Source organism: Pseudoflavonifractor capillosus, from assembly GCF_016899775.1.
In the GTDB taxonomy this organism is placed as follows: domain Bacteria; phylum Bacillota; class Clostridia; order Oscillospirales; family Oscillospiraceae; genus Lawsonibacter.
The window spans coordinates 51,534-72,442 of record NZ_JACJJE010000007.1; the positions used below are offsets into that span (position 1 = coordinate 51,534).

Below are 20,909 nucleotides of genomic sequence, written 5' to 3' on the forward strand. Positions count from 1 at the left end.
TGATATATTCACTGACCTATGGAGAGCGTTGCCCTCAGCCCCTGCTCAATTCGTTCCTTTTCACCGCTCCCATCTGTCCGGAGTCGCAACAGCGGGATACCGCACAGTTCAAAAATGCGGTTTTTCTTTTCATCTCTGCCTGCCTGGGTGCTTCCTGTAGCATGGAATGCGGTGCCATCTACCTCTACCGCCAACAGAGGAGACTTGTCCATCCTGCGGAACAAGAGAAAGTCCACATGGGTCAGGGGATTGCGGGCGTATGCGGTTTCCTCCTCTGTCAACATGGAGTAGTCTTTCACCAGATTGACCAACGACACATGGACCGCACAGTCCACAAAAGAAAACTCTTCCTTCTGGAGAACATTCTGGATTACTGCATAGAGAAGATTTTCCGAGTCATATTCCGAAACTCGCCCATGCTTTTTCAGAAAGGCTCGTCGTTGCTCGGCATACCCCTGATAGAGCAAGTCAAAAACGGAGTAGACCGCACTCTCAATCACCGCACAGTTGTTGTACTCAATATAGCGGGCCAGATCACCATAGTTAGTCCAATCGTTCCTTGGATCTTGGGAGGTAATGACAGCTAAAGACTTTACTGCCCGGGATACTGCTACATTCAGCATTCTGGGGTCATCCACAAAGTCGGTAATAACATTATCCACCGAGGTGAGAATGATGGCGTCCTTCTCCCGGCCCTGGAACTTATGGACGGTGGCTACTTCCAGGTCCTTGCCCAGCTGTGTTTGGATTGCCGCCACCTGATCTCTGTATGGTGTAATGATCCCGATGCTCTCATACCCCTGTCTCGTCAGATTTGGGAGTACCTCCTGCCGAATCACGTCGATCTGTCTTTGATTCAGGTGACCTCGGGCATGGTTGCCAGGCGCTGTCCGATACATGGTCAGGACATCCGGCTCTTCATGGTCCTCTGTCATGACGATGAGCTTCCCACCGTAGAATTTCTGGTTGCAGAAATTGATGATTTTGGGATGGCAGCGATAGTGTTCCCGCAGGAGAACCGTGGGAGCCTCCGGCCATGTGGCAATGGCAGAGGAGAGCAGACTGTGGGCAGAGAAATGGTAGATCTCCGGGAGAGAATACCGCGACCAGACCGCCTCGCTGTCCTGGAAGTTTTTGCTGTCCAGCACATTGGGAAGCTGCTGGAGATCTCCCACAATGACGATGTTGCGAGCACAGGCAAAAGCCAGTACACCAGTGGCCAGGTCTACCTGGGATGCCTCGTCCACGATCAGGTAGTCATAAATATGTTCAAAGTTTAGTGTGCCTTTAATGGAGTAAGTCGTACTTAAGATCACTGGATACTCCCGATTAAATTCCCTGGACTTTCCGCGAAAATCCCGTATCTCAAAGCGTCGACGTGGTTTTCGCCAATCGAATCTTTCGCTCAGTTCCGCCTGGAACAACCGCAGAGACTTTTCCGTCAGTTCTGCCATCTTTTCGTCAAATGCATATTGCTCCAGCTTCTTCTCCAGTTGAGCCCGCTCTTCCGTCAATTCTTGTCGGCGCACCACATAGAATTGCCGCTGGAGGTACGGGATCACCAGTTCCGGCCTCTGGAGGAACACTTTCAGCGCACTGCGATTGAAGCGAAAGAGAATGGATATCTTTTGGAGCAGACCCAATTTACTCTCCTGCTGGGCATGCTGCTCGTACTCTAACCAAAGGGATAAAATCTTTTGGGAGGAGAGACCCTTCACCGCATCCTTTGGTGCCTGGGCATAGGTGTTGTAGTACTCACTAAAATAGTGTTGTTCCGGCGTCAGTTGGAGGAGTTCCTGTTCGATGGTGGCAATGCGGTTTTTCGCGTTGAGCATCTCACTGAGTTCTTTAGAGAGGACGGTCACCTCCTGATCCAGCTGTGACTTCTCCTCCTGCTCCAGAACCCAAGCCGACATATCTGGGTATTGTCCAGTCTGTGTCTCCAGAAAGTGCTCCTTATTGGCACGGCTCCCCAGAAAAGCAGTCAGGAAAGAGAGACCCTTCTTCTCCAATTTTTCCGCTACATTCAAGGTGGCAGAGTTGTTGTTGGAGACAACAGCTACCGTCTGACCATTTCGAACCGCATTGGAGATGATATTCAGAATGGTCTGTGTTTTCCCGGTACCGGGAGGCCCCTGGATGATACTGACTTGGGAGGAAAGGGCGTTCTCCACCGCTGTTTTCTGGCTTTGGTTCAGACCAAAGGGGTAAATGACTGCCTCAGGGAGCACCTGCACGGTGGGCTTCTTCGAAGAATCCAGATAGCAGGACAACACGGTTGCATCGCTGACACTTTTGATCCGCTCATACTGGGTGCTCAGGATGTTGAGGCCGCCTTCGGCTACCAGACTGACCTCCGCTGCTGTTTCTTTGAAGTATTCAAAAACGCCCGCCTGCTTCTGGTTCTTCAGGCAGTTTTTCTGGAGTTCCACTTGGCCTTTTGAGTATGTAAGGGCTTTTTTTCCTGTTCGGAGAAAACGGTAAAAGGGGCCAAAATCCAAAATCTCATCTACTTGCTGAATGGTATCACCATCAACAATAATGATGAGATCTGAGGGATCGATCCGGCTTTGTACCTTCAGAAGCTGTACTTTTTCGGCACGGTAGTGATAGGCCTTTGGGGAATTGGCATAGATCACCTCGCACATGCTGTCCTGAAAGCGGAAGCTGGCGACGGAGTCGCTCTTATCCTGGCCATTGACCAGAAGCATATATTTTCTGCTATCCATCGCAAACCTCCTTCTCACGTTTTGCCGATTTCTGCTTGTGATTGGCCGTAGTTACTATTTTGAAGGCTGGAGTGTTGTATCCAGCAGTTGTTTTACCGCTTCGGCCATAGCAAGTGGAGAATCTAAAAGCAATGTCTGTACTCTGACCAGACTCCCACTGGGAGAAGAATAGTAGATAGGATTTTTCTGATCTGCCATTGCATCACAATTCGGATAAAGCAATACCGTCTGTTTTGCATTATATTCCTTCTGGTATGCGTACATCTGGTACATATCGGCCTGTGAGATTCCATAATTGTGCCACTGGGGAGATAGAAGTTTCCACTTGGTATCTAATACGGTCTGCTCTCCGCTATTCAAATCTTCAATCACCAAGTCTGGCCGTAGGGCAAACTGTTTTTGTGGTAGTTCAAAGAGATATTTGCCTTTTGCCTGAACATGAACTCGATATTGCTTGGAATCCAAATGCTGTCGTAAGACTGCCGCCACATAGCTTTCAAATACGAGCTCCATGGGAAAGAGAAGTGCCAGTGCGGCTTCTCCACCAGAGAAAGCAGTAAAACTCTTTCCCTGCAAAAATACCCGGCACAGCTCCAGAAGTCGCTGGTAATCTGCCATGGAGCGGGATTGCCCACAGCGCTGAAAATCCTGCTCCACATTTTTGGACACCGGAACTTGTTCCATGACGGATAACACAATCCGCAGATCCTTACGGTTTTGCAAATCCGTGGTGTGTCGCTGCAAGTAGAGCGCTGTAGACTTGACCAGGCGGTTTTCCGGGCAGTCCACGCTGAACACATCGTACTCTATGAAGATTCGCTCCCGGTGCAGCAGATTTTTTCGAATATGTTCCGAGAATATGATTTTTCCACGGACACAAGATTCATTGTCCTGCGTTACCGTATAATCCGATTTTAAGCCGCGTTGAATCAGCCGGTGTGCCTCATCCAGAAACATACGCACAAACAGGTCCAACAAGCGCATGCGGGAAGTATTCAGGTGAGCAGTACGAAATTTCTTGAACGGAGCCTCTTGGACCGTTCGCAGCATGGTGAGAAACACTTTGCGGACGGCCTGGTCACTGTTATCCCCCGCCAGCGTCAGTTTGGGTAGGATCTCAATCTCTGTTCCGTCTCTGGTGGTGATTACTCCTACATAATTTTTGGCGGTAATCACCTTACCTATGCCAGGCCTTGCGCTCAGACTCATCAACTCCAGCGGCTGGGCACTGGAGCTTTCATACCGGTTGGAGAGAATAAACTGCTCTAGCTGATCAAAGGCATGTTCCGGCAGAGAGATCATACCTGCCCGCGGTGGTCCATTCCGGGTAAACCCCATGTATTCCTGAATGGTATATTGTCTCAATGGAGCTCACCTCCCAACGGAATACAGCTGTCAGAGATTTCGGTATACTTCTGCATCAAAGAAAGCAGCTGGATTAAGGTGGTATGTGGGGTTTACTTCAAATTCAGGTTCCACACCGAACAAACTCTGCAAATCAGCGGTTTCAACCTTGAAAAATTGTTGCTGCTCCGGACGCTTTCTATCACCAAGGACCAGACAGATCTTCTCATAGTCATCATAGAAGTACTCCTGAAGAAGCGGAATCACTTTATCTCGGAAGATCTCACCTAAGGCCTGAATGGACGGAGATTGGCGCAGGGGGGTAAAGAAGGCATGCCCCAGCGTATGCTCCCGATCAAACAGCACCTCGATTCGGTGGTTCAATGTCGTAAGCAGCCCACTGATAGAAATGCCTTCGACTTCTACGCCATCCAAGACGCTGCTATCCGGCATCATTTCCACAAAACTGAACCGGCGCCGAAGGGCAGTATCCAACATAGCGATGGAACGGTCCGCCGTATTCATGGTGCCCAGCAGATAGACATTGTCTGGGATTCCAAATGCTTCGTGAGAATAAGGTAACTTGGCTTGTAATTCTTCACTTTGCCCCAGACGCTTGGACGGCTCAATCAAAGTGATGAGTTCACCAAAAATCTTCGAGATATTGCCGCGATTAATTTCGTCAATGATAAATACGTAGGGACCTTTGATGCCTTTTGCTAGCGCTACACCTGAAAAACCGTTTTTGTTCAAAACGTCTATCACATTTGTAACCGTCGTGTTGAGTCGGTAAACCGTAGACAATGTCAAACTTTTTTCGAGGCGAAAGTCTGTAATTGGAATGCTTTTCTTTTGAATCAGCCATTTAACAGTGCGCAGCCGTTTATAGTGTTCGAACTCTGGATGCCATTCGGGCTCTCCAGTTACAACACCGATAGCATCAATGGAGTGCGCAGTATAGCAGGAAAGAATAATATCTCCTGGCTGCATTCTGGACAAGAATGCGTTAAGTACGGTTTTACCACCCACATGGTAGTCCATGTCATCCGTGATGGTTTCCCCGTATTCATCCCATCCAATCCGAATACAGCCATGCTTCATACAGTAATCTCGAATCGAATTATCTCCTGTGCTTGCAAGAGACACCTTCCAGATCGTTGGGACCTCTGAGAAACCGTAGGGGTTTTGATTGGGGTCTACTGCGGGGGGCTGTGCTGTTGCGCAGAATTTTTTAAATACACCATCGGCAATCTCATAGGAAATGTCTCCGGAGTTCTCTTCTTTGTCCTCTGCAAAAACTGGGCGAATGCCTTCAATAAAGTCCTCGTAGCCGAAAGACTGATGGAAAGTTGTAAACTCGATCCGCCCATCCTGCCGGTACTGCCGGTACCGCTTCAGAACCTCTTCGTGGTTTTCTATCTGGACCTCTTCCAGTGATTTTCCCTCTATGATCGCCACGGCATAATTGACCGTCTGGTAGGTCTTTCCTGTTCCTGGAGGACCATAGAGGATCGTATTCTTTGCAAAAGACATGGGGTTGTTCACCTCTTTCTGCGGCAGGAGTTTCAGTGCTTCTGCCAATTCATCACGGAGCTTCCAGGAGTATGTGCCGGGTTGATCCTGGAGGGCGGTGCGGCCTACAAATAGGATGGGCCACCATTTCTGATCATTGTTTTCATTCTGAACCAGCGGACAGCCTGTTTTTTCCTGTACTCTTCGGGCAAGCTGAACCATACTGCCGTTATAGTGGGCAGAAGTATCCCCTAATTTTAGACTCAGTTGTTTACAGGTTGCCTCTCCGCCTACCTGTTGGATGGCTTTCAGAATTTGTAAATTTTCCGCTGTACAGATTGTTCTATCTACAAGAAGTTCTAACCACTGCTCTGTACTAATCTCCGGGTCATACTCTGCCAAGGAGGGCCAATAATCGCTTTTATACAGCTGGCTTCCAAAGTAGATAATGTCATCGGCTAACAGGTGATGTTCAGCATCTGGGTAATATTCACTCCCGAACTCCGCTCGCTTTGTTTCGAACATGTTCAGCAGCTCGCTGTCCTGTTGAACACAGGCAAGGACTTTGCTTGCAACCTCATGATAGGTGAGTACATTCTGGATATCTCCCATTTTGTAAGTGGCACTCAAGCCAGTCTCCGCCAGAAATGCCTTGAGCTTACCGTATTGATAGAGAAAATGTTGGTTCGGTCGTGCAAAGAACAGATAGGTACAGATGGTACGGTCACCTTGATAATGTTGTTTCATACTTTCTTTCAACTGATATCTGGATAACAGAGCATCTGCGTTTTGCTTAAAGTTTTGGATTTGCTCAATCACGTCTGCTTCGGGATCCAGAAGTTTCTGAAACATGAATCGAACTGTATCGGGCTCCTGTTCCGCAAAAAATGTGATCATCTTGCGGGGGAAGGAGTAATTGGTGTCCATCAAATTGCTTGCCTGTGCCAAGGCTTCCTTCAGCATTTCTGCAAAATCCGCTCTCTTTGGTACCCAATGCTCCTGGAAGCATTGGACGGCACGCCACTTATATATCTCCTGTGGGATCCAAGTTGCAAAGGACTCTTTGTATTGGCTTATAATCCGACGGATGGGATCAGAGGACAACTCCCATGCCGCCATATCCAAAATTCGATAATTTTTGAATGAGAAATTAGTATCCCGGAAGGCCTTGATTTTTCTGCAGTTATCTACATAAGTTTCCAATTTGCCCCGGGATTTCAGTTCGATCCCCAGTGCTGCAAAAATATCCTCGCTACCCACATTGCTGTTAATGACGGGGAAGGTAAGCGGTTTTAAGCAATGAAGTACAACAGAGGCAGAGGCAGCCTGCATCCCATGAAAAGACTTTGTGAGCACCAATGCGGCACGCCGGAACATATCCTCATCGACCGTCATATCCAGAAGATCTATGCACATCTTGATAAAGGCGCGCACCGATTTCGGATCTGTTTTATTTTGAAATGAGTAAAACCCGGTGCCGAACATCCCAATATGACCTGTGCTGTCAACGGCTTTTTCCTGGTTTTTGTATGCACCAGCCTCCGCTCGGCTTCTCAGGTCATCAATCAGGTGATCCAATTCTTGCTTGCGTACCTCGGGCAGATGTGTTGCGTGGACTGCTTCGTGTTTTTTGTCATAGCTGTGCCGCCATGTTCCAATGCACATGAGATAAATGGCATTCAAATCATGGTAGTCCAGCACGGCCTCATCTACATCACGATAGGCGGAAACAATCGTACGCACCAGTTCATAGCTGCCATCATGCTCACCAGGTGACAGCTCTGACGCATGTTTGAGTTTATTTAATATCTCTTGATTCATTTGATGGCGCCCTCCGTTTGTGTGGCCTGGAATCGGCTGTAATACTGCTCCAGCTTTTCATCGCAGATCCGCTCGATCTCCTGCTTTTCATCCCGGGTCAGTTTCTTCCAGACGGACTCGTCCACCTGGATCACGCCCAGGCTCTTGGTATGGTGGAGCATCTGCATATCCTCAAACCGTTTGAAGGGGTTGGACAGGATATTCCGCTGGTCCTGGGCATCTGTATAGCCGCCCTTGGCGTAAATGCTGTTGGCCTTTTCCACCACCAGCCCAGCCGCCCGGCGGGATTCGTAGAACTCCCGGAAGTAGGTGACAATGTCGCTGAGCTTCACTCGGCCTTTGTCGTCTGCAAACTGGAGCACTGCCTTCAACAGTACCGGTTTGTAGGAATAGCTCATATCCATCTGCCGCACCATATCCAGAAACAGATCTTTGCGGTTGGAGTCGTCGATCAATGTCCAACCATACTGCTGGGCATACTTCTGGAGCGTCTCCTCTTTGAAGTATTTGAAGATCCGGTGCTCACTCATGGGCACCACCAGATCCGGTACCAGCAGGCCATCCCGGACATACCGTTCAATGGTCTCCGTCTGCACATCCACCCGCCGGACAAACTCCATCTGGGAGATCATACCGGCGGCCTCCTCCTGCCAGTTGAAGATGTCTACCAGCTCATAGTCCAAGGCATCCACTGGCCAGTCAATGAGGGCATCCGGGCGTTCTCCCTTTTCATAAAGCCCCTGCTCGGCGGTTTTCTGCCGTTTGGTGCCCAGCACCAGGGCGCCGGGCTTGTACTCCTTTAGCCGGAACAGTCGGTGCATAGAGTAGGGCATGTTGTACTGACTGGCGTTGTCTACGAAATCAAACACCATCAGGCTCTCCTTGCCGGGAGACAACCGCATGCCGCGGCCCAGCTGCTGGGTATAGAGCACCTTGGACATGGTGGGCCGGGCCATGAACAGAACTTCCGTGGCCGGGCAGTCCCAGCCCTCGTTGAGTAGGTCGCAGGCGCACAGCACCTTGACCTCGCCCTTCTCAAAGCGGGCCAATATCTCCCTGCGGTCGCTGGCCTTGATCTCTCCGGACACCGCCTCGGCTACCACACCGGCATCATGAAGCCGCCCGGCGATCTCTTGGGCGTGTTTGACGGAGGCGCAGAAGATAACGGTCCGCTTGTCCCTCACATACTGGAGCCAAGTGTCCACAATGAGCTGATTGCGCTCCGGCACATAGATCTTGCTCTCCAGATCCCGGATGTTGTACTGGACACTGTTGAACCGTACCTTGGTCAAGTCGATGTTGGTGTGGATGCGGATGCACCGCACCGGAACCAGCTCGCCGATCTCCACGGCGGTCTGGATATCCAGCTTGTGGGCGGTGTTCTTGAAGATGTCCAGGATGTTCTTGTCGTCGGCCCGCTCCGGTGTAGCGGTCAGGCCCAGGGTAAATTCCGGCGTGAAGTAGGACAGAACCTTCTGATATGTATCGGCGGAGGCGTGGTGGGCCTCATCCACGATAATGTAGCCGAAGTCATCCGGCGTGAACCGCTCCAGATTCAATGCCACGCTCTGGATGCTGCCGCAGACCACATAAGCTTCCTTCTCTTTGCGGCTCTCAACATAACTGCCTACAGCGACCTCCGGCCACAGTTCCCGGAAGGTCTTGGAGGCCTGATCTACCAGTTCCACCGTGTGGGCCAGGAACAGCGTACGCTTTCCAAACCGCTTGGCGTCCATGACGGCGGTCACCGTCTTGCCGGTGCCGGTGGCGTGGTAGAGAAGGGCGATGGTTTCGAAGTTGCAGCGCATCTCTTCCAGGGCTGTCAGTGCCTGCTTCTGGTGTTCCTTTAGTTCCAGCTTGGAGCCGTCCAGAGACTTGCCCCGCTGGGTGGGGAGATAGTCTTCGATTTCCCTGAAACTGGGGTGCTGTCCCAAGAATACCCGAAGTTCGTCCTTGACGGTCTCTGGCTGCTGCTGCATCTGCCGCACCGCCCAGCGGTACACGTCCCAGCCCAGGTAGATCATGCTGTTCTGCTTGAGCAGGTCGTCGTAAAATTTGTTTTGGGATACCAGCTTGGGGTTGTGGGACGCCTCATCATCGATCTCAATGGCCACCTTCCGCCCGCCGTTTTCGATCAGAAAGTCAGCAAACCGGCTGTTCTGGTAGATGTCGGAGAAAGGGTACTGGGAATAGAGATAGCCGGCTTTCTCAGCGCCAAAAGTGTCGGAGAATAGTTCGATGAACAAATCCTCAGCACTGCTGCCGGAGGCGGAGCGGTAGGTAGGCATGGAGGTCACCTCACATTATTTGCTTTAGTCGTTCAGATTGCGGGACTCTTGGTTGAAGTTGCCGCAGTTTTGCCAGAGAAATAGGGCGCTGACCATTTTTCTGCATTTTCCCGCAATGCTCCCAGGCCAGTTTGCCGGGCCCGTTGTACTCCTCGGAAAAAGTGCCGTCTTTATGTATCTTCAGCACGAGCAGCCATTCCGGCTCACTGGAAATAGCAATACGATTAATTTGTGTTGCTTTGATCTGAACCAGGCGTCCATCGGGGGCTTGTCCATCATGTGTTTTCTCCGATGCTTCGAATAGCTTTAGCCCATAGCAACAGGCTGCCAAAGCTTCACCAATACTCCCAATCATGTGGCCGTCTGGCGTATAGTGCCTTCCAGGAAACAGGCTTTCCAGTTCCTGAGATATGCTGTAAAGTATTTTTATCTTTTCTGCAACTAAATCCTGTATCGCTGAACCGCTCATCCCTGCACTTCCTTCAGCAAGATTTTCTTCTCAAATCCGCCCCGTTTGGCCGCTTTCTCTACCCGTACCTGCTCCAGTTCTTCCAATGTCCAGCCGCGGGCCTTTACGACAGCCTGCATGACCTCCAGAAGGTCGGCCAGTTCCTCCAGAGATTTGCTCTCCTGATACTCAGCCAGCTCCTCGTTCAGCTTCTGGTCCAGAAGGGAAAGATAGTCCTCGTCGGAAAGTTTTTCACAGACATATTTTTTCCCATCTGCTTCGATAATTTCCGGAATGCGATCCCGCACCAGTTTGTAATAGGCTTTAGTAGGCATCCTTTAGTCTCCTCAAAATCTCCTTATCCGCAGGGCAAAATGCGTACTGATCAATTTCATCCACCGTAATCCAACGGATGTCATTATGCTCCAATTTCTGGGGGGTACCCTCACGGATGGTCGAATGAAACAGCGTCAGGTGAACCGTTAGATCGGGGTATTCGTGAACCACATCCATGAACACCTCGCCCACATCCAGCGTGACTGCCAATTCTTCCTGACATTCCCGAATGAGCGCCTGCTCTTTTGTTTCTCCGGGCTCCACCTTACCTCCAACGAACTCCCAGAGAAGACCACGGGCCTTGTGTGCCGGGCGCTGGCAAATCATAAACTTGTCCTGATCCCAGATGAGGGCTGCTACTACTTCAGTCATTTATCCCACCACCAATTTATTTGTTTTCTTCAAAAACTTCGCCGGAATTGGCCGGTCCAGCTTCCATGTGATATTCATGGGCCTACTCCCGTCATGCTTCACATAGTTTGCCGTTCCCAGGAAGGTATAGGCCGCGGCGCCTCCTGTGATCCGGTCCGCCTTGAATTCCCGAACAAACAGCAGCACCTTGCTCCCTCGCTTCTGGTGATGGATATACCGCTGGCCGGTGGGAGAGTCCGCCGCCGTGGTGCTCTGGCTCTGCCAGTGGAACAGGTTTTCATTGATAGAATAATCGTGATACATGGTGGTGGGCGAATAGTCTTTATCTGCCTTATTCAGTGTCACAAAGAACACATCCAGTTGCTTTTCCGGCAACCACTTGACTCCCTCGCGTACTGTCGCCGGTTTCAAAAAATCCATCGCCACCAGTAGCTGATCCCGGGTATAGGTGCAGTGGAGGTCCAGTGGGCAGTCAAAACCCAGTTCCACTGGCTCGTCAATAAAATCAATCTGCTCGTATCGGTAGCGGAGCAGGTCCAGAAGCTCACCCAGCAGCACCGGGCTGTCTGAGAGGGCATACAGGTTGTCCAGCATCTCATCGGATGCCCAGCTCTCCGCCGCCTTGCTCCAAACAGTCACATAGAACATCTGGAGCATCCGCTGCTCCAGCTCGCCCATTGCCGCAAAGTCCACATCGTCCAGACGGAGCAGCAGGTCCAACAAAAAGTGAATCCAGCGCCGGGAGTCCACAACGGCCAACCGACCAAGGGCTTTTGTGAGCACCTCCTCCAGCGGTTCCCTGAAATCCGCAATCATATCCGCCCGGGCACAGATACGGGAGAAAGAAGAAAACTTGTAAATTGCCCTGGGGTCCAAGTGGTAATAGTCCAGGAAATTTGCCAGGGTCAGTTCCAAACCGCTATCTTCCGCAAAACTGGCCACTCGAGCCACCAAACCGGCGGTATTGCCATAGGAGGCGCGAATGTTATCCAGAATGTATTTGGCAGCCTTTTTCTCCAACTGTATGTAGCAGCCCTTAGGTGCGGAGACAAATCCGTCCTTGATCTCCCGTGTCACGCTGCGGGTAGTGTTAGACAGTAGGGCGGCAAACTTATCCTCAAAATTATACTTTTTATTGGCCTGGCCGATGAAGTCCAGCACCGTCAGGCACTCCTTATCCTCCGCAAGCCGCAGGCCACGGCCCAGCTGCTGGAGGAAGATGGTCAGGGACTCGGTGGGACGTAGGAACAGCACGGTGTTGACCTCAGGAATGTCAACACCCTCGTTGTAGATGTCCACCACGAAGATGAAACGAATCTCGCCACTCACCAGCCGCCCTTTGGCGGCTTTTCTCTCCTCATCGGAGGATTTTCCAGTTAGAAAGATGGACGGAATCCCGTGATCGTTGAAATAGTGACACATAAACTCCGCATGCTCGATAGAAACACAGAAGCCCAGGCCCTTTACCTCATCGATGTCGGTCACATACTTCAAGAGCGAGGACACCACCAGATCGGCGCGGCGATTGGCCACAGCTCCGCTGAGAGTGTATAGATTGGAAAGCTCTCCCTTATCGTAGCCGCCGGCGCTCCACTTCAATGTGTTCAGATCCACTGTGTCGGTGACACCGAAATACTGGAAGGGACACAGCAACTTGCGGTCAATGGCTTCCGGCAGGCGAATTTCCGCGGCAATCCGGTTGTTGAAGTAGGGCAGTACACTTTTGCCGTCCATACGCTCTGGGGTAGCAGTCAGGCCCAGGAGAATTTGGGGCTGATAGTAGGACAGTAGCTTCTGATAGGTAGGCGCTGCCGCATGGTGGAACTCGTCTACAACGATGTAGTCATAAAAGTCCGGGGCAGTCTTGGCGGTGAAATCCTGAGAGTTGAAGGTCTGAATAGAAAGAAACAGGTGGTCGATACCCTCTGGACGGTAATTACCCACGAACAGCTCTCCAAAATTGGCGTCCTTCAGAACGGCTCGGAAGGTGTACAAGCTCTGTCGCAGGATCTCCTCCCGGTGAGCCACAAAGAGCAGCCGGCAGGGCTTTCCGGGGTGTTGCTTGCAAAAGCGCTTATAGTCCAGAGTGGAGATCACCGTCTTGCCAGTACCGGTGGCGGCCACCACCAGGTTGCGGGTATAGCCTCGAACGGTACGCTCCGCCTCCAGCTTGTCCAGAATTTCCTGCTGGTAGGAGTAGGGCGCGATATCCATGGTGTAGACTTCGGCGTTATTGGAATCGAAGTATTTTTCCGCCTTTAGTGCCCGGGCCAGCCGCTCCTTTTGATCCTCGGAGTAATACTCAAACTCGCTGGAATTCCAGTAGCTCCCGAAGGTGGCGGCAATCTTGTCGATGGTCTCCGGCAAATCCCTGCGGGTAACCTTCATATTCCATTCCAGACCGCTGGAGATGGCGGCGTTGGACAGGTTGGAGGAGCCTACATAGGCGGTGGTGAAGCCGGTATCCCGGTAGAAGACATAGGTCTTGGCGTGGAGCCGGGTGCGCTTGGTGTCGTAACTGACCTTGATTCTGGTGTTCGGTAATGTCCGGAGCTCCTCAATCGCCTTCACATCGGTAGCTCCCATGTAGGAGGTGGTAATGATCCGCAGTTCTCCTCCGTTTTGGGTAAACTCCCGCAACTCATCCATCAGGAGGCGCAGGCCGCTCCATTTGATGAAGGACACCAGCATATCGATGCGGTCGGCGGAGACAATCTCCTTTTTCAACTCTGTGTACATCTGTGGCTCATGAATGGCCCCGGTAAACAGGCTGCTCTGGGCGATGGAGGTTTCCGGCCGGATCAGGTCGGCAGCCGTTTTGCCTACGGCCAGCCGGGGGTCCTGCTCCCGTAAAAGCGCAAGAAGCTGCTCTGCCCGCTGATCAACACTCAGCGTGGCAAAGTCAGCTTCTTGGGTTGTGTTCTGAATAAGGTCTACGATTTTATTGGCAAGACTGATCTGCGTGGAGATATCTCCACCGTTGTCCAGTACGTTGTCCAGGCCCTTCTGTACCACATCCGCCAGATACTGCGCCAGTACTTTCGATGCCTCTGCCTTGTCAATGGGCGCAACCGATTTGCGGGCGTCGGGAATCTCCGAAAGCTCGCGGTTCAGAGCGGTATTGATGACTTGTTCGTAAAGACCAGGTTGCAACATATCAGTCACTCTTTCTACGTGGTTATAGATAAAAAAATAGTGGCATATTTTGTATCCAGTATACCTGTATTTCCAGCATTCTACAAGCATCAATCACTCAGCACACCTTATGCGTCAAACAGGTATTCTTCCAACCCTTCTGCTAAGTGCAACGGGAGAGGGAGGACAAGCGACTGATTATATTGGATCGGAATATGGCGCAATGCGTTTGTATAAAAGACCCAATTTTCCGCTGTGTCACCTGGCTGCAGTTGCAGAGGGTACAGCTCAATCATGTCTTTTTCAGCAAACCGCTGCTTAGGATAATCAATTCTCGAAGCCTTGAAGCTACTTGTGTATTGGGGGTCATTGGGTTTCACATGGATACCCCAATATACATCACCGTATTGGAATATACCGGAGGAAGAAGTTAATTGCAGTCGTTCCTCAGTGGATTTTTTACTAAGATCTGTGTAATAGTCGGGGACTTCCTGATTGCTTCGAATTCGTATGATCCTCACTCCGGAATCCAGTAGAGACATTTTATACGGGCTTTTCGGCATTCCAACATTGATTTCCGTGGGGCAGTATGACTCTATCACATCATAGCATCCAATTTCTTTATCAGAAATTCCGCTCCACACCGCACGTGTAGTCCCATCGGATTGCACAACCAACAAAACGCTGTCCTCTTTGCTATAAAAATGATTTTTTAGTTCAATCAGCTTTTGCTTTGCAGGTACACGACTTGCTTCAACGCAACGTTGTTCCAGATTACTGTCCCAAAAAAGTTTGGCCATTTCCAGACAGGCTTCTCTATAAGAAACACCTCTTTTGGAAAAAGCATCACAATAAACTCTTGTTTTCCCTTCAGGGATATTCACGGTGACACACAGAGGGAGAAACCGTGCTTTATTGGCAATACCATGAACCTGTGTGCAAAGATGCATCCCAACACAAGGGGTATTGGCCAGCGGTGGGAGCTCCTTGCTCGGATTCAGCAAAGTAACAACCCCCAGCTGACGATAGAGGTCATATACGGCATTTTGAATTTTGCTGTACCCTTCATTTTCTTCTGGAGTTATAAATTGTACCACACGGCCTGTCTGGGCAAACGCATTCCGAATCACCCGCTTGGGATCCCCTCCTTTGGAATACTGATCCTGGCCGGGTAAGACAAACATACACGCAGTTACAACATCAGTTTTACCAATCGTGGCTGCCATCTCATCGCAATATCGGATTTTCGTTTCTTTTCTATCATCTGGCATGGCGTCGGTCAAGTTTCCAACCTCTTTACATATACAGCAAATTTGCAGGCAGGATGTCGGAGTATTGGGGCCAAAGTCCTGTTCAATCTTGTCTTGGATTTGACGCAACAGCTCTTGCTGCACAGGATCTTGCCACATGCCATAAATTTCAAAATTGATTTCGTCTGTCTCAACGCACTTCTTCACCCACTGGCGAAATTCTTCTGAACTCGAATATTCCTGTGGATTACGAAGACATGAAAAATTTTGTCCCCTACGGGAGATACGCGTTGCCTCGGGCTGCTCCAATACCATATCGCAATCTTGCAGCAGACCAAAGATCGATTGGTGCAGGGAAGCCTTATCCACCACCGAAACGCCGGTTCCAATTTTGGATTCCTTTATTCCCCACATACCATTTTTATAAGGGAGGAGAATATGGGCGGCATATGCTGGTGGATCCATCATAACATCTTCGGCAGACGGCAACGCCTCATATCCCCAAATGTTATAACATTCCTTATCCTGTTTCTTCCAGTCTACCTTTTTAGAGGTGTAGTTGTACGCAATCTGAACCTGACAGTATTTGTCTTCCCCAACTTTAATATGAGCATTGATATTTTCTTTCAAAATTGGTGCACGATCTTTTTTCAAAGCATCAGGGACCCATCGCCGAATACTCATTTGGCATAAAAGTAGAGCCTTTCTCTGCGGAGGAGTGGTTTGCACAGAAAAATCGAACACAAAAGAATATTGATGCTGACTATTCGGATCGGACAGCGGACGGCTGATCAGCTGATTTTTGGTAGCGCAGCATAGCCGGAGCGCTTGACCATGCAGAATAATCTCTTTCCCCAGCAAGTGATTGATTGCCAAAAGCGGAACCGCTTGATACGCTTCTTCACTCACAGTGCCATTTTCAAAGGTGAGGCAGACTGTTGCGCTGCTTTGAAGTGGTAAAAATGCATCCGGTTTGATTTCTTTGCAAAAATCAGAGGCCAATTTTTTGACCAGTAAAGCCATTGGAGAAGCACGGAACGATGTCACATAAGTTCCTTTCACCCAAACCTTAATCAGTTCGCAAAGAGCTTGTATATCTTTCTCAGAATAGGGGGAGCAGGAAGTCAGCCACCGATCATCAATGCTGCCTTTTTTTAGTGGCGCCAAGGCAATAACACCCTCCATCCAGCTTTCTACCAGTTTTTTTAACGCATTTGTGGGAAGGCCATATTCATCCTTGAAACGCGGGTTATTTTTGCGCGCTATCTCCAGCAACGCCTCTTTCCAGTGTTCTGGAAACCCAAGGTAATAAAGGGTACAGCTTTGACTTGGAGCAAGTGTATATGCCAAAGGATAAATTTTATTGTTCATAGGATATATCCTTTCTGTAAGCTTGATAGAAGGGGGCATAAAGTGTTTTAGCAATTTCTGCACTTCCTTTTTGTGTCATCAGTTCTTCCAGGTACTGACCCAGTTCAGAAAGGCAGTCAAAATCCTCTGCTTTTTCAGGGCGGCGGCGAAATGCACCGTCAATAAAGTAGACATGCGGCGCAGGTCTGCTTACATCCGTAACGCGTGCCAATCGACCGAAAATCTGCAAAATCAGTACGAAAAGGGTAGCGACTACATCTTTTCTCTCGTCCTCACTCAGTTCTGCAATGCCAAATGCCTTAGTCTTACTCATTTTGTTCCATTGCCGTGCAGCAAACTGGCGAATTCGTGCATTATATGCAAACAGAGATTCTTGAGGTTCTCGTTTACAATGGGATTCTACGAGTCCGTTCAGTTTACTGCCCTTCTGCTGAATATCGTCCGGAACAGCCATGGGCCGAACCATGAAAAACACGGCCGAAAGTGCAGAATGTCCATATTCATCTACAATGTTGTGTCCACGCTCAATTGCCATTGCAGGCGCAATTAAGATATCTGCATTCAACTGCGCAAAGCGACTGACCTCTCCACGCCGGACGGTGTCTTCGCCGCTGGGAGCATTAATAGCATCGGCAATCATACGACAAGTACGTGCCGAACAGTTTGCTTTTCGTAAAGCGGTTTCCAGTGTCTGCTGTACTTCCAACGCCTGTGCATAACTATTGACAACCAGCAAAATTTTCCCGGCCTTGCGTTTATATTCGCTGATAATCAAGTCAACGGCCTTTTGCGTAGCAGCACGCAATTGTGCCACTCTCTGATCATCTCCAGCACCGGAGATGCGTTCAAGAAAACCGGACTCAAAGAAGCGCGTTTTTTCCAAGAACACTCTTTTTTCGGCATCTGCTTCCAAAATGTAGTTCACAGGCCTATTGACATGGTACTCATAAGAACCTTCTGCCCAGCTGGAACCGGACAAGAGGATCACATGGGGACCGGCAGGATTTCCATGTTGATCCGTCCTTAAATAGGGCAAGTCCTTCATCAGGCTTCTTCCAAAGGCAAATTGGCGGAACAAAATGATATCTTCCTCATCCGTTTTCTTCAGCCCAAACAAGTTGCCGCACAACGCAGAGGGAAGAAAATGCTGTTGCTGCCGGAAACGAGTTTGCAAAAAACCAAACAGCTCATTCTGCCCATAGGAAGTCTCATGACTGGCCTCATACGCATCACTCAGCCCACGAATAAAGTGGTCGAAGTAAATTAATCGCAAAATCAGTTTGATCCGGGCATCCTGGATCTTCCTCGCTTTATTTTTCTCAGGTCGTGGGAAAGTCTCACCGAGTTCCGTCAACCACAATTGATACATCCGATCAAAGAAAAACTCATCAGTACTCTTGCAGGAACTGTCCAGTACCGCCCACAAGGTGCTTTGCCGAATTCTCTCCTCGTCCTGCATATCAATCAAGTTATAAATTGCCTGATAAACGGCATGCGGAATCTTAAATTCCGTTTCTGTCTGATATAGATCATCCAACAAAGTGAGGGCAGAAAACGGATCACCATACGTGATTTTTCTCCATGCTCCCAGTTCATGGTGCAGGGACTTTACAATGCAGCTTAGTACCGTAACACTTTGGCGTTGCATCTCATCATATCGCTGTGCAGCTAAATTCTCTTCCCGATGCTTACTACTTAATTTCATATATGCACTGCAGTCTTCGGCGCACTCGCGAATATAGTTATTAAAGCTGGTTTCCGGCATGAAGAAATGATCCAGTGTTTTCTGAACCCGGTCACTTTCGTCAAACACAACCAAGTCAAAATCACGCATTGCCAATTCCAGAAAAGTTTCCCGTGCAGTACCGACCCGCGACGCTGCAAAGCCTGCAACTGTTGTGACTACCACCGAAGCCGTATAACAGTCTCGAAGCATTTTTGTTCCTGAACACTGCTCAAAATATGGGCAAAGATAATGCTGATTGCCTTTTTTGAGCGAATAGCATGGCTCTTTACCAAAGACAATCGCTGCATCATGTTGTTCATCCATTCCATCAATCAGACAAGCAGGCGTTAAGTATTGAGAATATGAAGCAGACAAACAAATTTCATCTGGTTGTGAGACTTGGTTGATATATTTCATCCTCTCGCTGCGGCCAATCAGATGACTTGCCGCAACTCCGAGGGAGGATAAATATTTTTGCAAGCTTAACGTCTCAGCGACCGTGTCGACAACCACAGCCATACGCAGACCATGTTGATGGAACCAGAAGGACAACACCTTGATCAATGTTGATTTACCTGCACCCACCATACCTACCATGTTGACCACTTCACGGATTGTAAGTTCCGAACATGGTTGAACAGTGAAGCCGTTAACTTCCTTCAGAATATTTGTCTTAAGAATTGTGAAGCAAGGATCTCCTGGGCATATTTCAGCCATCTTTTCCGCAGTACTCAACAGCTCTTTAATGGAAATTGTGATAGGGGGTCGGCAATTTTTTTCAACTGGCATCGACGATGCAGTATCTACTCCTGCACAATTCAGTTTGACACGAACAGTTTCGGAATCCCCACTTTCAAAACTGTACATATAGCGGTAGGTTCCACTTTCCGCATAAGTGGGCGCCTTTAAATCTTCAACGCGCTCCGGCCAAAAGCGTACCCATTCCTTTGCTCGTTCTTCATACGGATATGGATATGGCCCGATTGCTTTCGAGAAAGATCGTTTCTCATCCACTTGTTGAATGGAAAATGCGCGAACTGCATCGTAACGCTTCTTTCGATATTCTCGCAAGTCATCCTGCCAATACTTTTGAGAGCGATAATATCCGAGTTTGGATCGAGCCTGCTGCAGCGTGTGTTCTATATCAGAACATTGAGTTGTGCCAATCAGTTGATACTGCGTAAATAAAAGATATGCTTTTGTCGGATCGGCATCCGGTGCGGTTAAACTCAGTAAATATAAAACTGCCTCAATAGCCGCAAAGCGAGACAGTGGCATGGCTTCTTCGATGAGCTGAAACTGAGCAGAAAGAGGTGCATACCAGGTATTCCGATCATTATTCTTCATGGCACGCAGCCTCCTTTTTACTGATTTCAGACTTTAAGGCCCTCAATGTCACACACATTACATTTTCCTGGTTCTTCAAAGCGCGGTTGATAATCGTAGTGTAGTTTTTCTGATTTGCCGTGTATTCATTGGGAATTACATAATATCCTCTCGCATAATCCCCTGTAGGGAAGCCATTGTCGTTCAGAATTTTTGTTCGCAGCGCAATTGGATTTCGATACGCTTTCGCATCAATTTCCCACACCTCTCCATCAGAAAATTGAATCTCTACATCATATCGATCCAGTTGAGGCCACAGCACCCAGTGAATGTTTTTCTTTTGGCAGAACGCAACGATATCAAGTTCCAGTTTGCCAGGCGCTGCAAAGTACCGCATGATACCTTTTTTCAAACGATAAAGCCCGCCACCAGAAGCATCCAGTTTCATATCATCGGTCAGATTTGGGATTGTGTCCACACAGTGAGATGAATGACAGATATATCCGTACTTCCCATATGTCATGGTCCATCCACAGCAGGGACATCGATAACTGTCCTCCCAAATTTCTTCATACGCAAATTGAAATGCCTCCATAGCAGCTGGATCATCAGCCAATTCCAATGACATGGCTCGTCGCTCATCAATAGATATGATTGGATGCTCAATGATGTATCTTCTGATCCGACAGTAAATTTCTTGCCCTAAAACAATGATTTTCTCATAAAGGACACGTTCGTCGGTTCCGTCCATGATATCATTGTCCTGGGATTCCAAATACTCATAGCATTCAGAACTGGGACTATACAAATTTCCACTCCGTTGATACGCTAACGCCCCATAACTATAAAATGGCTCTTCTTTTAAGTTTAAAGAATCGATTCCATTGGGATCCCATTTATCAAACCATTCAAAAACAGGCTTGGTAATAAAAAATTTCAGGAACGCAGCCTCGTCCGCATATTGTGTTATATCCTGCATGCCACCAATTTGATGGCTTGCAGCTAAAAACATATTTATGCCATGCTGCAATGCTTTACTGTAAGGATACCGTGTAGGTTCTTTTTGTAAAAGCTGCTCCTTCTCCACTAATCCTTTCGCAATTAGCGCAAATGTTTTCCGCAAAAATATCGCATCCATACAGAGGCCTCCTGCCTTAGACAAAAATAAAACGGTTCTCTTGTGCGTACAAGAGAACCGTCGATAGTTACAATAACTCAGCCTAAGCATATATATCACCCTAAGGTAATGAC

Annotated in this window: 11 protein-coding genes; all 11 read right to left on the minus strand. The window is 49.0% G+C overall.

Annotated features, from left to right (window positions below; all coding sequences use genetic code 11):
• Positions 1-8 precede the first annotated feature (8 nt).
• Positions 9-2,729, minus strand: a complete 2,721-nt coding sequence (locus H6B31_RS03820) for a DEAD/DEAH box helicase (RefSeq protein WP_204897282.1) — start codon at positions 2,727-2,729, stop codon at positions 9-11.
• Between the two features lie 54 nt (positions 2,730-2,783).
• Positions 2,784-4,094 (minus strand): McrC family protein, encoded by a 1,311-nt coding sequence (locus H6B31_RS03825; protein ID WP_243418829.1) that lies wholly within the window; start codon positions 4,092-4,094, stop codon positions 2,784-2,786.
• Positions 4,095-4,124: 30 nt separating this feature from the next.
• Positions 4,125-7,406, minus strand: a complete 3,282-nt coding sequence (locus H6B31_RS03830) for a DUF8426 domain-containing protein (RefSeq protein WP_204897283.1) — start codon at positions 7,404-7,406, stop codon at positions 4,125-4,127.
• The gene (locus H6B31_RS03835; protein ID WP_430691869.1) at positions 7,403-9,703 is read right to left on the minus strand and encodes a DEAD/DEAH box helicase; all 2,301 of its coding nucleotides are present in this window, start codon (positions 9,701-9,703) and stop codon (positions 7,403-7,405) included. Before H6B31_RS03835 ends, H6B31_RS03830 begins: the two co-directional genes overlap by 4 nt.
• A 1-nt stretch (position 9,704) precedes the next feature.
• Entirely contained in the window at positions 9,705-10,163 is a 459-nt protein-coding gene (locus H6B31_RS03840) for a DUF6998 domain-containing protein (protein ID WP_204897285.1), read from the minus strand.
• Positions 10,160-10,477, minus strand: coding sequence for a nucleoside triphosphate pyrophosphohydrolase (locus H6B31_RS03845; RefSeq protein WP_204897286.1), 318 nt, complete (start codon positions 10,475-10,477; stop codon positions 10,160-10,162). The genes H6B31_RS03840 and H6B31_RS03845 overlap by 4 nt, the downstream gene beginning before the upstream one ends.
• Positions 10,467-10,850, minus strand: coding sequence for a (deoxy)nucleoside triphosphate pyrophosphohydrolase (locus H6B31_RS03850; protein ID WP_204897287.1), 384 nt, complete (start codon positions 10,848-10,850; stop codon positions 10,467-10,469). The genes H6B31_RS03845 and H6B31_RS03850 overlap by 11 nt, the downstream gene beginning before the upstream one ends.
• The gene (locus H6B31_RS03855; RefSeq protein ID WP_204897288.1) at positions 10,851-14,006 is read right to left on the minus strand and encodes a DEAD/DEAH box helicase; all 3,156 of its coding nucleotides are present in this window, start codon (positions 14,004-14,006) and stop codon (positions 10,851-10,853) included. It abuts the gene before it with no gap.
• 107 nt (positions 14,007-14,113) lie between these two features.
• Positions 14,114-16,606, minus strand: a complete 2,493-nt coding sequence (locus tag H6B31_RS03860) for a pPIWI_RE module domain-containing protein (protein WP_204897289.1) — start codon at positions 16,604-16,606, stop codon at positions 14,114-14,116.
• Positions 16,596-19,679: a pPIWI_RE_Z domain-containing protein gene (locus tag H6B31_RS03865; RefSeq protein ID WP_204897290.1), complete on the minus strand. Its 3,084-nt coding sequence runs from the start codon at positions 19,677-19,679 to the stop codon at positions 16,596-16,598. Before H6B31_RS03865 ends, H6B31_RS03860 begins: the two co-directional genes overlap by 11 nt.
• The gene (locus H6B31_RS03870; protein ID WP_204897291.1) at positions 19,669-20,796 is read right to left on the minus strand and encodes a restriction endonuclease-related protein; all 1,128 of its coding nucleotides are present in this window, start codon (positions 20,794-20,796) and stop codon (positions 19,669-19,671) included. The genes H6B31_RS03865 and H6B31_RS03870 overlap by 11 nt, the downstream gene beginning before the upstream one ends.
• Positions 20,797-20,909 lie beyond the last annotated feature (113 nt).